This window comes from Halobacillus alkaliphilus (genome assembly GCF_900113125.1).
GTDB lineage: Bacteria > Bacillota > Bacilli > Bacillales > Halobacillaceae > Halobacillus > Halobacillus alkaliphilus.
The window spans coordinates 44,785-59,632 of sequence record NZ_FOOG01000022.1 but is presented as its reverse complement, the minus strand read 5'-3'; the positions used below and the strand labels follow the sequence as shown (position 1 = coordinate 59,632).

The window sequence follows — 14,848 nt, the reverse complement described above, 5'->3', positions numbered from 1 at the left end:
CGCGCCGTTTATGATGGAGATAAACTTCAAATAATAATCGTGTACGTGTGTATAATTCCCGCTATAGAAGCATTTGAGGCAGATCAAGCACCCCTCTATCGCCTATAGAAGGGTCCGTTCATTCTTCAATCATAGGGTGGCGAAGGAAACAAGGAGACTCCCACGGGAGAAGGAGCTAGGCGAGACCCCACAGGGAGTGACTGAAGCTTTCCGGGGTCTCACCGATCATGTTTATCCCACAGGAGTCTCCCCGTTCCCCTCCGGCCCTTTAGTTTAATACGCTGATAATGGAAAAGTTGCTGCGACTTTAGTGAATCTTTTATTTTAAGAAGCTGAATGCATGGTTTTTGTTTCTTCGTTCTTGTGATTTCTCTCCTTTTGTTTTCGGAATAAGGTAGCGATAATTGGTCCGGATATGTTGTGCCATACACTAAAAATCGCACTTGGAACGGCAGCAAGAGGGCTGAAATGAACGGCGGCCAATGAAGCACCAAGCCCGGAATTTTGCATGCCGACTTCTATTGAAACTGCTCGTTGCTTAGCAGGTTCCATGTTGAAGATTTTTCCTAACAGGTATCCAGTTAAATATCCTAGTGCATTGTGAAGAACAACGATTGCAAAAATGACTGCTCCCGTTTCAGCAATTTGAGCTTGATTGACACTGACGACGGCGGCTACAATTGCAACAATCGCGATTACAGATACGAGAGGAAGGGCCTTCACTCCTGCCTCTACTTTTCTACCAAGTAAGGCTTTCACAGCAAGCCCCAGAAGAATTGGGAAAAGGACGATTTGTACAATCGATAGAAATAAATCTCCTGCTGAGACCGGCAGCCATTGACTGGCAAACATCCAGACTAGAAAAGGTGTAAATATTGGAGCGAGCAAGGTAGATACAGCAGTAATAGAAACAGAAAGAGCTGTGTCTCCTTTAGATAGATAAGTCATTACGTTTGAAGAAGTTCCTCCAGGACAGCATCCTACAAGAATAACTCCAATGGCTACTTCTGTAGACACTGGAAGGATTGTGACAAGGAAGAAAGCGAGCAGTGGCATAAGAATGAATTGCGCTCCCACTCCTATAGCCACGTCCTTTGGTCTTTTAAATACTTCTTGAAAGTCACTTTTAGATAAAGTAAGTCCCATTCCGAACATAATGATCCCTAATAATGGCACAATATAGGGAGAGATCCATGAGAAACCTGATGGAATAAAAAATGATAATACCGAAAACAGTAACACCCAGATTGCAAAGGTTTTTCCTACAAAGTTACTCGCTTGTTCTAAAACCTTCATATATTTCCGCTCCTTTATAAATTATTTGAATTTTGATTATACGCGACATATTCAATTTTCAAAGATATGAATAAGGGAAAAAAATGAAAAAAATAATAATAGAGAAATGCGCTAATCAGGCATTTAGATCAAAAGTCTGATACGATAATAGAAGAAAACTTTTTAAAAAGTGAAACCAAAGTGTATCCAGGCACGTAAATAGAAGTACACAGGGTCATATAGAAAGGTGAGGTGAGTATTTGGGATTCTTTTCAAGATTGTTTTCCAACCAAAAGAAACAAGTTCCTGAAGTTGAAGAACGAACCGTATTGAATATTCAGATAGGCGATATTCTCACATACGATCTTGTCGATTATGAGGTAGTGGGTAAGATCACTTACCGGGACGGGTCATATGAGTGGTTTGCTTACCAGCTCCTAGAAGGCCAGTCTACCAAATGGCTGTCGGCGGAAATGGATGACGAGCTTGAGCTGGGGATGTACGAAACGATTAAGCTGCCGGTGTCCACCCCTTACCCAAAGCAGCTTCAATATGATGGAAAAACTTACAATAAAGATGAAGAAGGCGAAGCGCGGGTTACAGGGGAAGGCCGAAGTAAGAATGTTAATGGACGAACTACTCATTACGCCGATTATCTTTCAGATGATGAAGAGACTTATCTGAGTCTGGAAGAATGGGGGAGTGAAGTAGAAGTTAGTTACGGTTATGATATTGAAGCTTATGAGATTAAAATAATTGCTGGTTCCAAATAAAGAAGGAGGAATTTTAAATGTTTAAGTTTTTCAAACGTGTTAAAACAGTAGTAGGTTCAGAGTTGAATTCGATGCTTGATAAAGCAGAAGATCCTGTGAAGATGCTGGACCAATTTATGAGAGATATGGAAAACGACATCCGCGAAGCTGAAAGTGCGGTTGCTAAACAAATTGCCAATGAGAAAATGCTGAAGCGCAAGTATGATGATTCCCAAGCAATTGTAGATAAACGTATGCAGCAGGCGGAGCAAGCCATAGAAGCAGGAAACGAGGATTTAGCCCGTCGTGCTCTTGAAGATAAAAAGAATCATCAGGATCAAGCAGATCAACTTAAAGCGTCCTGGGAGCGTGCCCAAACTGATTCCAGTAATCTACGCCAAAAATTGGACGAAATGAAGAAAGAATATCAGGAAATGAAACTGAAAAAAGATTCACTAAAAGCGCGTGCTGAATCCGCGAAGACTCGTACGAAGATGAATCGTACAATGTCCAATATCGGCGGGGATGAGTCGCGTCAGGGCTTTGAGCGCATGGAAGAGAAGGTGATGCAGCATGAAGCAGAAGCTGAAACAAGCGAAGATATGTCCTCTGAAAGCCGTTCACTTGATGACGAGTTTGAAGAATTGAATAATAATGACAGTGTTGATAATGAACTAGAAGAATTAAAAAAGAAGATGAATAAAGAATAACCAGTTTGCAAATGATACTCCGTGCCTGACACTGCGTCAGGCACGGATATTTTAGAGAAGAGGGGAGGAGCTGCATTGAGAGAATATGGAGGCATATTTGTCGTTGGTATAATTGCTATCGTTCTTTTGTTTAACGTGTTTGGAAATGGGAATCCAATGAGAGGTATTTCAGGATCAAATATAGAAGATACATATGGAGAACTGCCCAGTGAACCTGATCGTTCTGAAATTTTAAATAAAATAGAAAATTCGGAAGCAGATTCAATTGAAAATTTGATTCAACAAAACTTCCCTTTGTTAGACACTGTGCGATCTGACCAGGGAACTACTTCACGTATATACATGACCAGAGAATTGACTCTTACGGAAGTAGCTGACGCTTTAGCTGGTGCTATAACTCCCGAAGAAATCAGTGAAAGACAGGAGGATAAACAAGCACTCGTTTATCCGGACAACTTTGTAATTATTCAGGAAAGTGAAGAAGAGCCAGACGTTATCACTATTGAACTGGCTTCTGATCAGTTTGTTAGAAATCACTATTCACCAGGTTTCTTTAATGGGATGTTTACGGCTATCCTGTTAAACCGAATGCTGGGTTCAAACGACTGGTATAACCGAAGAAGCAATACATGCAGGCAATCAGGAAACTGCTATGGCGGATACGGGATGTACGGAAATTATAATACAGGAACTTCAGGGTCTCTTCGTGGGTCTTCAACTCGCGGTGGAGGGCCAGGAACAGGAAAATAAAGGAGGTAATCAGCATGGAACCGTTTTTAGCTACATTAGGATATTTTGTCATTGCTGTAATAGTAGTATTGATTGGACTTTTAGTATTTGAATGGTTAACACGACAGTATAAGGACTGGGATGAAGTAAAAAAAGGCAACCAGGCTATAGCCATGTCCATATCAGGGAAGATTATCGGGATTTGTATAGTTCTTTCGTTTGCTATTTATCACAGCTTAACTGTTTGGGATACATTAATTTGGGGAGCTTATGGAGTCATCCTTCAGATGATCGCTTATCTATTATTTGAAATGCTTACTCGTAAATTTTCAGTTGAAACTCAACTTAAAGCTAATAATACGGCAGTAGGAATCATTTCGATGGGTGTGTCCATAGGCCTTGCTTTTGTAATTGGGGCTTCAATTACATAGAGAACAATGGATATCTTAGTAAAGCCACTATGAGTACCAGCATAGTGGCTTTTTTGAGGGATAACAACAGAATCCGAAATTTACGGGTTGGAGTGAACAAATTTGGAAACAAACGGCATGAGAAAAAGTCATCTAATCTATTGGGCTTCGGGAATCGTTTCTATATGCGGAATTATATTTGAGGTTCTGTTCGGGGCACTTGGCTCCTATATCCTTGGAGACGGGGTGAAACAGTACACCCTGACCATCAGTTTATTTCTAACCGGAATGGGTGTAGGGGCTAGTATCAGCGAGCGTGTTATGAAAAACCTGATTATTACGTTTATATGGATTGAATTCATGGTGGCACTTATTGGTGGTTTTTCAAGCTTCACCATGTTTGGGATGACGGCATTCGCTCCCTCAGGAACTGATGCGTTGTTTTTATATCTCATAACTTTTACCATCGGGGGATTGACTGGTCTTGAACTGCCAATATTAATTCGAAAAGCTAATGAAATTGGAGTAGAGCTGAACCGGAGTACAGCCAGAGTGTTGTTTTCTGATTACGCAGGAGGCCTTATAGGAGGGCTGTTATTTGCCTTCTATTTGCGGCCCCAAATGGGTATGGTTAAAAGTGCCTTTTTTGTAGCGTGTATCAATTTATCGGTAGCTTTAGTAGTCTTATATTTATTTCGGTCTGAAATTAATCGCTTAGTTTTTCACACGAGTGCAGCTGTTGTTATTGCGATTCTTTTAATTGGCGGTTTATTCTTTGGGGAGGAACTAGCGTTTTCCTTCGAGCAGAAGCTATACAAGGACCCAATAATTCATATGGAAGAGAGTGCCTACCAAAAAATAGTTGTTACAAAAGAGCAGGGAGACACTCGTTTATTCTTAAATGGTTCGCTTCAATTTAGTTCCTCAGACGAATATCGCTACCATGAAACGCTAATCCACCCAGCCGTTGCAAATGCAGAATCTAAAGAAAATGTACTCGTTCTCGGCGGAGGAGACGGCATTGCCGTAAAGGAATTATTAAAGTATGAGAAAATCAAAAATATTACGGTGGTAGATTTAGACCCGGCTGTAACAACTTTAGCAAAGAATAATTATCATCTATTACAGTTAAACCAAGGATCACTATCAGATGAACGAGTTCAAGTGCGGAATGAGGATGCTTTCGAATTCTTAGAAAAGTCTGGGGATTGGTATGACATTATTATTTCCGACTTGCCAGACCCCAATAATGAGAGTTTAAATAAGCTTTACACCAGAGAATTTTATTCTTTGCTCCGGAACCATCTGGAACCGGGCGGCACATCAATGGTCCAGGCCACCAGTCCTGTTTTTGCTCCCAGTGTCTACTGGACGATAAGTGAAACAATAGAATCGACGGGATTACATACAGCAAATTTTCATGTGGATATCCCAAGTTTTGGAAACTGGGGGTTTGTTATGGCAAGTAGGGAGCCAATTAAAGTTGAAGATATTTCTATTCAAGCCGACACAAAATTTCTAACAGATGAAGTGTTAAAGTCTATGACAGTGTTTGGAAAAGATGAAGACCGGGAAATCGTAAACCGTGAAGGGGAAGTTGTTCCCTTAAAGCCAAATACATTAATAGATCCTCATTTAATACAAAAGTATGAAAGTGCTTGGCAAAACTATTAAACGAGGAATAATAATGATTAAGGAGTGGTAAAGTGAAAGTATCTTATCATGGACATTCTGTAGTAAAGGTAGAAGCGAATGGCAAAACGGTTTTAATTGATCCGTTTATTTCTGAAAATGGAAACACTGATCTTAATGCAGATGAAGTAAATCCTGACGTCATTTTACTTACACATGGTCACAATGATCATGTCGGAGACACCTTTGAGATTGCAAAACGCAATAATTGCCAAATTGTTGCTCCGTTTGAGCTCGCCACTTATCTTGGAAACAAAGAGTTAAACGCCCATCCCATGTATATAGGGGGAGGACATGAATTTGACTTCGGCCATGTGAAATTTACTCAGGCGTTTCATGGTTCATCCTATACAGAAGAAGATGGAACCATTGTTTATACAGGAATGCCAACAGGCATCCTCTTAACGATTGAAGGCAAAACTATTTTCCACGCAGGGGATACAGGGCTGTTCTCTGATATGAAAATGATAGGGGAACGTAATAACATCGACCTTGCTTTCCTGCCAATTGGTGATAATTTTACTATGGGTCCTGAAGATGCCCTCACGGCTGCTGAATGGCTGCAAGCTAAACAGGTAGTTCCCATTCACTACAACACTTTTGAATTGATTAATCAGGACGGGAAAGGTTTCGCTGAGCAAGTGAAGCCTGGTAAAGGGATGGCCCTCGAACCTGGTGACACTTTAGACCTTTAATATCAACTTATCGTAGCCTTCCGTCTATTACAGACGGAAGGCTTTTTAATGAAAAAAATCATATCCCAACAGAAATTGCGAAGTAACTGTATCACTTGTATAATAACAATAATAAGGTTAATAATTAGTACAGTTAGAAAGAATGGTGGGCGTATGGCTACAAAACATGAACAGATTCTGGAATATATTGAAACATTAGAGGTCGGAAGTAAAATTTCCGTTCGTCGTATCGCAAAAGCCTTGAATGTTAGTGAGGGAACAGCTTACCGTGCGATTAAAGAAGCTGAAAACCAAAATTTAGTTAGTACAATGGAGCGAGTTGGAACCATTCGAATTGAAAAGAAAAAGAAGGAGGATATTGAACGACTGACGTTCGCAGAAATCCTGAATATTGTGGATGGTCAGGTGCTTGGTGGAAGAGAAGGGCTTTATAAGACGTTAAGTAAATTCGTTATCGGAGCCATGAAGCTCGATGCAATGATGCGTTATACAGAAGCAGGATCCCTGCTTATTGTGGGGAACAGGACGAATGCACATGAATTAGCTATCAAAGAAGGCGCGGCTGTCCTCATAACTGGAGGTTTTGATACAACCGACCAAGTGAAGCAATTAGCAGATGAGAAAGAACTTCCTGTTATTTCAACCAGCTATGATACATTCACAGTAGCCACAATGATTAACCGTGCGATTTATGATCAATTAATTAAAAAAGAAATTGTTTTAATTGATGATATTTATACTTCTTTTCAAGAAACTAAGTTTTTAGTGGTAGATGATCAAGTGGAAAAATGGCATGAGTTTAATAATGAGACAAAGCATAGCCGTTATCCAGTCGTAGATAAACATAATCGAGTTGTCGGGATTGTAACGTCTAAAGATGTTATCGGAAAAGACAGCTCCATGAGAATTGACAAAGTTATGACTCGGAACCCAATGACCGTCCATGTTAGAACATCCTTAGCAAACGCTGCTCACGTAATGGTTTGGGAAGGAATTGAATTAATGCCTGTTGTGGATCCTTCTCATAAATTGCAGGGAATTATATCCCGCCAGGATGTACTGAAAGCTTTGCAGCAGATTCAAAGACAACCGCAAGTCGGAGAGACGATTGATGATTTAGCCACGAATCAACTTGAAATCGTAAAGAATGAAGAGGATGAACATGTGCTTAAAACTATGGTCACTCCGCAAATGACAAATCAGCTAGGCACTATGTCTTATGGGGTGTTTATTTCTCTAATAACAGAATCCTCAAGCAGACTGTTAAGAAAATATAAAAAGGGAGATCTTGTAGTAGAAAACATTTCTGTCTATTTTATAAAGCCCGTGCAAATTGAAAGTGAAGTCATTATTGCCCCTAATATCTTAGAAGTAGGACGTAAATTCGCTAAAGTAGACATAGAAGTTCACCATGAAGGATCTATTGTAGGGAAGGCCTTACTGATGGCTCAGTTGATTGATCGATAAAAAAAAGTCGCTGCAGTTTAGCAGCGGCTTTTGATTTAAGATTGAACACTAGCCTGATGTTTTTGAAATTCATTACGGTAATGTTTTGCGGCCTTCCATCCTTCTTTAGTTTGGAAAATTCCAAGTGCAAGAAATAGAATACCAATAAATAAAGAAAGTCTGGTTTCATAAAACATGTATTGGTTGATTCCAAAAAAGAAGATGAAACTTCCTAAAAATATTTTTGATTTACTATTCAAATAATCTTGGGTTAAAGGATCTTTGGTCCTCACGATCATAACTTTGTAATAAATATAAAGAACTAAGGACACCAAAATTAGAACAGGAAATATTATCACAATGTATCGACTCCTGAAGTAAAATTTTTTCTCCTTTATTGTAGCTTGTTTTCATTGAAATGGCTACCTGTCAAAAGAAATATATGATTTAATTATAAAAGGCTAAGTATAGAGAGGGTTTTGTTAATGAGTATAAAAGCTATTGCGGAAGCAATAAAAAAATATTCAACCATTATTATCCATCGGCATGTAAGGCCTGATCCGGATGCTTATGGGTCCCAGGCAGGACTAGCAGAGATGATTAAGGCAAGTTTCCCTGATAAGCATATCTTGATTGCAGGGGAAGAAGAACCTTCCTTACACTTTTTTGCGCGAATGGACTCCGTCCCTGATGAAGCTTATAAAGGGGCACTGGTGATTGTTTGTGATACCGCCAATCAGGCACGAATAGATGATCAAAGATACAAAGACGGAGATCTTCTCATAAAGATTGACCACCATCCAGAGGTGGATCGATATGGAGATATCCAGTGGGTAGATACATCGGCAAGCTCCACTTGTGAAATGATTTATCATTTGTACACTCAGTGGAGTGAGGAATTATTTACTTTAAATGAACCAGCTGCTCGATTAATCTATGGAGGAATTGTCGGTGATACTGGGCGTTTTTTATTTCCGAGTACTACAAACAGAACACTTACGTATGCTGCCGAGTTAGTAAATTATGGGTTTGACCGTCCAGCCCTCTATAATGAACTATATAAGACTCCTGTTAAAGTCGCTAAACTTAAAGGGTATGTACTACAGAACTTCACAGTCACCAAAGCTGGGTGCTCTACGGTAGCATTACCTAAGCGAGTGTTGGAAGATTTTGAGGTGACGGCTTCAGAAACTAGTATGCTTGTTGGGTTGTTAGGTGATATTGAGGGGGTAATTGCCTGGGCGTTCTTTGTAGAGGAAGACAATATTATAAGAGTTAGACTTCGTTCTAAAGGACCTATTATTAATGAAATAGCAGTGAACCATGACGGAGGAGGACATCCTATGGCCGCCGGAGCCTCAGCTTCCTCATGGGAGGAAACTGAAGATATTGCCAGAGAGCTTGAAGAGGTTTGTATGAACTATAAAAACTAGCAGGGTTCCCCCTGCTGGTTTTTGTTTAACGTACAAGTTTAATTTCCAGATGAATTTGTATGACCTCGGAGGCAATTAGCTTTGCTACTTTTAGTTCATAAGTGAAATCGTCAACTACATAATTTTTGTTTTCTATCGTTGATATCATTAGATCGACTTGATCAGCCACTACCGTCAAGTCTTTACCAGGTACTGATGTAAGCTGTTCCTTTACGAGTGTAGTCAGCTGATGTTGAGTCAGAAGGTCTATCTCTAATTTTTTTGCGTTTGTGTAAGAAACGGAAATATCCACTACTGTAAGTGGATGGTTTTCCGTTTCTTCTTTCTGATTATTAAGCATTCCTTCGTATTTAGCTTCCATTTCGCTTAATTTTGAATTAAGTTCGATATGTTCCTCTGTATATTTCTCTTGCAGTTGTCCATATATGAATAGAAAAAACAAGTATCCAATAACGGCTCCAAATACCATCCCTGCAAAAAAACGCCTCCACTCTTTCTTCCTATACAGTGGCGGGATATGCATCAGGTCACTTCCTCTCCAAGCAGCCACTCAAATAATAATAGTGCTGCTTTGACACCTCCCATAGCTGCTACGATGATCATTACTTGCTTGAATAAATCAAAAGTAGATCCATCAAAAATTCCTTTTTCAAAGTTGCTTATCGCATCGAACGTTCCACCTATAGCTGCAACAATCGCCCAGATTCTAAGCCCTTTTGCAATACGGAACATGGCAGTTAAGGGGGCTTCTCCTGTCACATAACTTCCAATACTTCCGATAATCGTACCTCCTACAATAACTCCAAAAGCAATAAAGAAGCATTGAGTCATGGATATAATTAAGCGGTCGTCCATCTTGTCCCTCATTTCGCCAGCTTGTTTTTATGTTGTTATTATGAAAATATGGTGTGTACACAGTAAATATGCAGGAGGCTTTTAAGTCGCCCCCCATCCCGCTATAATTGAGAAAGAAAGAAGGTGAAGACGGTGACTTTTACTCATCTAAATGTTCAAAGTGGATATAGTTTAATGAAGAGTACTGTGAAAATTGACTCACTGGCAGAGAGAGCAAGCGAGCTGGGGTTTCAAGCATTAGCTCTGACAGATGAAGAAGTGATGAGCGGAAGTGTGGCATTTTATCAAGCTTGTCAAAAGCGAGGTATTAAGCCACTTATAGGCATGAAGACCAGTCTGTTCTCGGACGGAGGAGATTTCCCTGTACTTTTTCTGGCTAAAAACTATAAGGGTTATCAGAATTTAATGAGATTGAGTTCTTACATACAAACACAAAAAGAGTCTCTGCCTTTATCCTATATGAATTCATATAAAGATGGTCTGGTCGCAATAATTTTGACCTCTTCTTCTCCCTGGGCTGAACCACTTTCCAGACGTGAGTTCAGTCAACTGGAACATGGACTGGAGCGCTGGATATCCATTTTTTCTTCAGATGACCTTTATCTAAGTATAAAAGACCGTGATCTTCATTCGGAAAGGCAAATTCACCAGCCATTAAAGGAGTGGACATCAAATAAACGGCTCTCAGTGGTTGCTGTAGGTGAAGTTAAATATTTACAACAAGAAGATGCAGTAGCTTATCAAGCGCTTCAGGCTATAGAAGAAGGGAAACGGCTATCATCGGAGGCAGAAGAAAGAGTTCAGCATGAATATTTAAAATCAAGTGATGAAATGGAAAATCTATTTAAAGACTGGTGGCCTGAAGTCATTGAGCAGTCTGCAAAGATTACTGAAAAATGTGATCTTCAAATGTCACTGGATCAGCAATTAATTCCTTCTTATCCAGTTCCTGAAGGTGAAAGCGCGGACGACTATCTAATGAAGCTGTGTTATGAGGCATTAGATGAAAAGTACCAACAATGGAGGGTAGAGGCCGAGGAGCGATTAAAGCATGAGCTAAATGTTATCACTTCGATGGATTTTAGTGATTATTTTCTAATTGTCTGGGATTTTATAGCTTATGCACGGCGTCAGGGAATTCATGCAGGGCCGGGCAGGGGATCGGCTGCAGGTTCTATCGTCGCTTATCTTCTGAATATTACTCAAATTGATCCTCTACAATATAACCTTTTATTTGAGAGGTTTTTAAACCCTGAACGGGTAACCATGCCGGACATAGATATTGACTTTCCCGATCATAGAAGAGATGAAGTGATAGAGTATGTTAGCCGTAAATATGGAGAAAAACATGTAGCTCAAATCTGCACGTTTGGTACATTCGCTGCAAGGAGTGTTTTAAGAGAGTTGTTTAAAGTGATGGCAGTAGATGAAAGCGACTCGGCTTATATACTGAAGCATATTCCGAAGGGCACGAATGACGGGCTCGTGCAGATTGTGCAAAGATCGGAACCTTTAAAAGAATATATAAGAAGTTCTGTTCCATTAAAAAAATTATTTCACATAGCCGCTAAACTTGAAGGACTCCCTCGTCATGTTTCCACACATGCAGCAGGAGTCGTCATTAGTCAAAAACCTTTAGTGAATTACACGGCCCTTATGAACGGCCAGGGTGAGGTCTATCTTACACAAATGGCTATGGGGGATTTGGAAAAGATAGGTTTATTAAAAATTGATTTTCTAGGGCTGAGAAACCTTACTTTTTTAGAAAAAATGGAAAGTAAAATAAGAAAATATGAAAATCATGACTTTTCTCTTTCTCATATTCCATTAACAGATGCACCTACTTTTCACTTATTAAAAGAAGGAAGAACGAATGGCGTTTTTCAACTTGAATCACAGGGCATGAAAAGTGTTTTGAGAAGGCTAAAGCCTTCCCATTTTGAAGATGTTGTTGCTGTTAATGCTCTTTATCGACCAGGTCCTATGGATTATATACCTGTTTATATTAATCGAAAGCATCATAAAGAAGAAATACAATACCCTCATCCTGATTTAAAACCGATTTTAGCCTCTACTTTTGGGGTATTGGTTTATCAAGAGCAGATCATGCAAGTAGCACAAAAAGTTGCTGGCTATAGTCTTGGTCAGGCGGATTTATTAAGAAGGGCAGTAAGTAAGAAACAGTCTCAGGTGCTGCAGCAGCAAAGAAATGAATTTATAGCAGGGGCTTTAAAGAATGGGTATGAAGAAAAAGTGGCTTACGAACTTTTTGATTGGATCGTAAAATTTTCTAATTATGGGTTTAATCGAAGTCATGCTGTTGCGTACAGCTTTATCTCCTATCACCTGGCCTACCTTAAGGCTCATTATCCCTCTTACTTCATGGCAGAATTAATTAATGCAAATAGCGGGGATCGTGATAAGCTGGATGCTTATATTCGTGAAGCTCGTGAGCTTAAGGTTTCCGTGAAGGCTCCTTCTATTAATAGAAGCTACATGTCTACCCAGAGTGAAGGCAGTGGGCTGCGGATTGGTTTGACGGCGATAAAAGGAGTGGGATATCAGGCTGCCCAGGCTATTCTCGAGGAAAGAAGAAATGGTGCTTATAAACATTTGAATGATTTTTGTTTACGTGTTATTTCCAGTTCAGTCAGCCGTTCTGTTATTGAATCACTCATTATAGCTGGGGCGTTTGATGAACTCAATACAAACCGGGCCAGCCTGCTTGCAAGTATTGACCAAGCCCTTGAGCAAGGAGAGCTTTTTAAAGAGTTTCAGGATCAGCCAGGGATGTTCAGTGAAGATATAGATATGAAGGAACCGGTAAGTGTAGCCCCATTTCCAATTTTAAAAAAATTAGCCATGGAAAAAGAGGTGCTTGGAACGTATCTATCCGAGCACCCGCTGGAATATCATCGCAAATCTCTTCGTGAAAAAGGGGTTCTGTCCTTACAGCAGTCATTATTGATAAGCAGGTCCCGGAAAATCGTAACAGCCGCCGTAGTAGAAGCTATAAAAGAAATTAGAACAAAACGGGGAGATCCGATGGCTTTTATGACGATTAGTGATGAAACAGCGGAAATGGAAACTGTACTCTTTCCAGAAGTCTACAGAGGTGCAAAAAATTGGCTAGCTGAACAAATGCTGATCCTCGTCTCAGGAAAAGTTGAAGAAAGAAATGAGCGTAAGCAGCTGCTCATTTCTGAAATTTCCAAGTTTGAGATAGAAAGTCTGCCCTCGGAAACAAAGGATCGCTTGTTTATTAAATTGGATAAATCCAAGGAATACCAGGCATTGGAGCACTTAATAGAAGCTGCAAAGTATTTCCCGGGTAATACCCCTGTGTTGTTATTCAGGGCAGAAGATAGAAAAACCTATCAGCTGGATGAAAATTATTCCTTGAATCCATCCAGAGAATGTCTTCAAATGCTGGAGCAATATTTTGGTTCCTCCTCAGTGGCTCTGCGTCGTAACAAGACATGAACATGTCTCAGTCCATGCTTTTGTATTTCCTTTACACTAGCAAGTCATCTGTTATAATTAAGAAGTTAATGGTGGTCTGACCACCTGGAGCGGTTTATACTAATTGGTTAAAGGAGCGTGTAGTCGTGTCGAATTTGCGAGATGAAGCACTGCATATACATCGTGTCAATAAAGGAAAACTGGAAACCCATTCCAAGGTCCCTGTAAGGAATGCTAAGGATTTAAGTCTGGCTTATTCACCAGGTGTTGCTGAACCATGTAAGGAAATTTATGACCATCAGGAAACTGTCTATGACTACACCATGAAAGGAAACATGGTTGCCGTTGTGAGTGATGGATCGGCTGTACTTGGTCTTGGTAATATTGGACCGGAAGCTGCTCTTCCTGTAATGGAAGGCAAAGCAGCGTTATTTAAAAGTTTCGCCGGGGTAGATGCTTTTCCAATCTGTTTAAACACAAGAGATGTCGATCAGATTGTTCAGACTGTTAAGCTTATGGAACCAACGTTTGGGGGCGTGAATCTAGAAGATATCGCTGCTCCAAACTGCTTTATCATAGAAGACCGACTTAAGAAAGAAACGAATATTCCTATCTTTCATGATGATCAGCATGGTACAGCGATTGTGACAGTTGCCGGTTTAATGAATGCCTTAAAAGTAACTGGAAAATCATTCTCTGATATTAAAGTAGTGGCAAATGGTGCTGGTGCAGCAGGGATTGCCATTATTAAGCTTCTTTACCATTTCGGTGTACGGGACATAATCATGTGTGATTCTAAAGGCGCGATCTTTGAGGGACGCGATTACGGCATGAATGATGTGAAAGACGAAATAGCTAAGATCACAAATAAAGATCGGTTAGAAGGCAAGCTTTCTGAAGTAATGGAAGGGGCAGACGTGTTTATAGGTGTTTCAGTAGGAGGACTTTTGTCTAAAGAAATGGTTTCTCGCATGAATGATGACTCTATTATTTTCGCTATGGCTAATCCGGAACCAGAAATTATGCCGGAAGACGCAAAAGCAGCTGGAGCGCGTGTGATTGGGACAGGTCGCTCAGACTTTCCTAATCAGGTAAATAATGTGTTAGCGTTTCCGGGTATATTCCGTGGAGCACTCGATGTACGTGCGACTCGAATTAATGAAAAAATGAAAATAGCTGCGGCTGAGGCAATTGCTTCCCTTGTAAGCGAAGAAGAATTGAACGCAGACTACGTCATTCCTGCGCCGTTTGATACTCGTGTAGCTCCCGCAGTAGCAGCAAGTGTTGCCAAAGCTGCCATGGAATCTGGAGTTGCCAGACATCATGTAGACCCTGAAGAAGTTGCAGAAAAAACTAGACAAATGACTTTGATTGAAGAGCAATAATACG

Annotated in this window: 14 protein-coding genes; 10 read left to right on the top strand and 4 right to left on the bottom strand. The window is 40.2% G+C overall.

All coding sequences use genetic code 11. From position 1 onward, the window contains the following. Positions 1-324 precede the first annotated feature (324 nt). Positions 325-1,296 carry a bile acid:sodium symporter family protein gene (locus BMZ06_RS12505; RefSeq protein ID WP_089752355.1) on the bottom strand — a complete coding sequence of 324 codons (972 nt, stop codon included), beginning with the start codon at positions 1,294-1,296 and terminating at the stop codon, positions 325-327. 239 nt (positions 1,297-1,535) lie between these two features. Here BMZ06_RS12505 and BMZ06_RS12500 point away from each other — a divergent pair, with 239 nt between their 5' ends. The 7 genes from BMZ06_RS12500 to BMZ06_RS12470 all read left to right on the top strand — a co-directional run bounded on the left by BMZ06_RS12500 (position 1,536) and on the right by BMZ06_RS12470 (position 7,730). Beyond that, positions 1,536-2,048 carry a DUF4178 domain-containing protein gene (locus BMZ06_RS12500; protein WP_089752354.1) on the top strand — a complete coding sequence of 171 codons (513 nt, stop codon included), beginning with the start codon at positions 1,536-1,538 and terminating at the stop codon, positions 2,046-2,048. 17 nt (positions 2,049-2,065) lie between these two features. Beyond that, a complete protein-coding gene (locus BMZ06_RS12495) occupies positions 2,066-2,737 on the top strand; it encodes a PspA/IM30 family protein (protein WP_089752353.1) in 672 nt (223 codons plus the stop codon). Between the two features lie 75 nt (positions 2,738-2,812). Beyond that, on the top strand, positions 2,813-3,487 hold the full coding sequence (locus tag BMZ06_RS12490; RefSeq protein ID WP_089752352.1) for a DUF4247 domain-containing protein: 675 nt from the start codon (positions 2,813-2,815) through the stop codon (positions 3,485-3,487). Positions 3,488-3,501: 14 nt separating this feature from the next. Continuing rightward, complete coding sequence (locus tag BMZ06_RS12485; RefSeq protein WP_089752351.1) at positions 3,502-3,897, top strand: DUF350 domain-containing protein; 396 nt, start codon at positions 3,502-3,504, stop codon at positions 3,895-3,897. Positions 3,898-4,014: 117 nt separating this feature from the next. Then, positions 4,015-5,550 (top strand): polyamine aminopropyltransferase, encoded by a 1,536-nt coding sequence (locus BMZ06_RS12480; RefSeq protein ID WP_089752356.1) that lies wholly within the window; start codon positions 4,015-4,017, stop codon positions 5,548-5,550. Positions 5,551-5,582: 32 nt separating this feature from the next. Then, positions 5,583-6,263: a metal-dependent hydrolase gene (locus tag BMZ06_RS12475; RefSeq protein ID WP_089752350.1), complete on the top strand. Its 681-nt coding sequence runs from the start codon at positions 5,583-5,585 to the stop codon at positions 6,261-6,263. 153 nt (positions 6,264-6,416) lie between these two features. Next, positions 6,417-7,730: a DRTGG domain-containing protein gene (locus BMZ06_RS12470; RefSeq protein ID WP_089752349.1), complete on the top strand. Its 1,314-nt coding sequence runs from the start codon at positions 6,417-6,419 to the stop codon at positions 7,728-7,730. A 35-nt stretch (positions 7,731-7,765) separates the two neighbouring features. On the opposite strand, the gene BMZ06_RS12465 is transcribed toward BMZ06_RS12470, so the two are convergent. After that, positions 7,766-8,041, bottom strand: a complete 276-nt coding sequence (locus tag BMZ06_RS12465) for a YtpI family protein (protein WP_425431768.1) — start codon at positions 8,039-8,041, stop codon at positions 7,766-7,768. A 153-nt stretch (positions 8,042-8,194) separates the two neighbouring features. Here BMZ06_RS12465 and BMZ06_RS12460 point away from each other — a divergent pair, with 153 nt between their 5' ends. Next, the gene (locus BMZ06_RS12460; RefSeq protein WP_089752347.1) at positions 8,195-9,142 is read left to right on the top strand and encodes a DHH family phosphoesterase; all 948 of its coding nucleotides are present in this window, start codon (positions 8,195-8,197) and stop codon (positions 9,140-9,142) included. A 25-nt stretch (positions 9,143-9,167) separates the two neighbouring features. On the opposite strand, the gene ytrI is transcribed toward BMZ06_RS12460, so the two are convergent. Both ytrI and ytrH read right to left on the bottom strand, forming a co-directional pair. Next, positions 9,168-9,665: a sporulation membrane protein YtrI gene (gene ytrI, locus BMZ06_RS12455; RefSeq protein ID WP_089752346.1), complete on the bottom strand. Its 498-nt coding sequence runs from the start codon at positions 9,663-9,665 to the stop codon at positions 9,168-9,170. Continuing rightward, a complete protein-coding gene (ytrH, locus tag BMZ06_RS12450; protein ID WP_014644003.1) occupies positions 9,665-9,997 on the bottom strand; it encodes a sporulation membrane protein YtrH in 333 nt (110 codons plus the stop codon). The genes ytrI and ytrH overlap by 1 nt, the downstream gene beginning before the upstream one ends. Before the next feature lie 132 nt (positions 9,998-10,129). Between ytrH and dnaE the strand changes: the two genes are divergently transcribed. Together dnaE and ystJ are read left to right on the top strand one after the other, a co-directional pair. After that, positions 10,130-13,480: a DNA polymerase III subunit alpha gene (gene dnaE / locus BMZ06_RS12445; protein WP_089752345.1), complete on the top strand. Its 3,351-nt coding sequence runs from the start codon at positions 10,130-10,132 to the stop codon at positions 13,478-13,480. Between the two features lie 125 nt (positions 13,481-13,605). Then, complete coding sequence (gene ystJ, locus BMZ06_RS12440; RefSeq protein ID WP_089752344.1) at positions 13,606-14,844, top strand: NADP-dependent malic enzyme; 1,239 nt, start codon at positions 13,606-13,608, stop codon at positions 14,842-14,844. Positions 14,845-14,848: the final 4 nt, after the last annotated feature.

Coding starts and splice junctions, on each gene's coding strand:
- BMZ06_RS12505 (WP_089752355.1), bottom strand. CDS start 1,296: ATGAAGGTTTTAGAACAAGCGAGTAACTTTGTAGGAAAAACCTTTGCA.
- BMZ06_RS12495 (WP_089752353.1), top strand. CDS start 2,066: ATGTTTAAGTTTTTCAAACGTGTTAAAACAGTAGTAGGTTCAGAGTTG.
- BMZ06_RS12485 (WP_089752351.1), top strand. CDS start 3,502: ATGGAACCGTTTTTAGCTACATTAGGATATTTTGTCATTGCTGTAATA.
- BMZ06_RS12480 (WP_089752356.1), top strand. CDS start 4,015: ATGAGAAAAAGTCATCTAATCTATTGGGCTTCGGGAATCGTTTCTATA.
- BMZ06_RS12470 (WP_089752349.1), top strand. CDS start 6,417: ATGGCTACAAAACATGAACAGATTCTGGAATATATTGAAACATTAGAG.
- BMZ06_RS12460 (WP_089752347.1), top strand. CDS start 8,195: ATGAGTATAAAAGCTATTGCGGAAGCAATAAAAAAATATTCAACCATT.
- ytrI (WP_089752346.1), bottom strand. CDS start 9,665: ATGCATATCCCGCCACTGTATAGGAAGAAAGAGTGGAGGCGTTTTTTT.
- ytrH (WP_014644003.1), bottom strand. CDS start 9,997: ATGGACGACCGCTTAATTATATCCATGACTCAATGCTTCTTTATTGCT.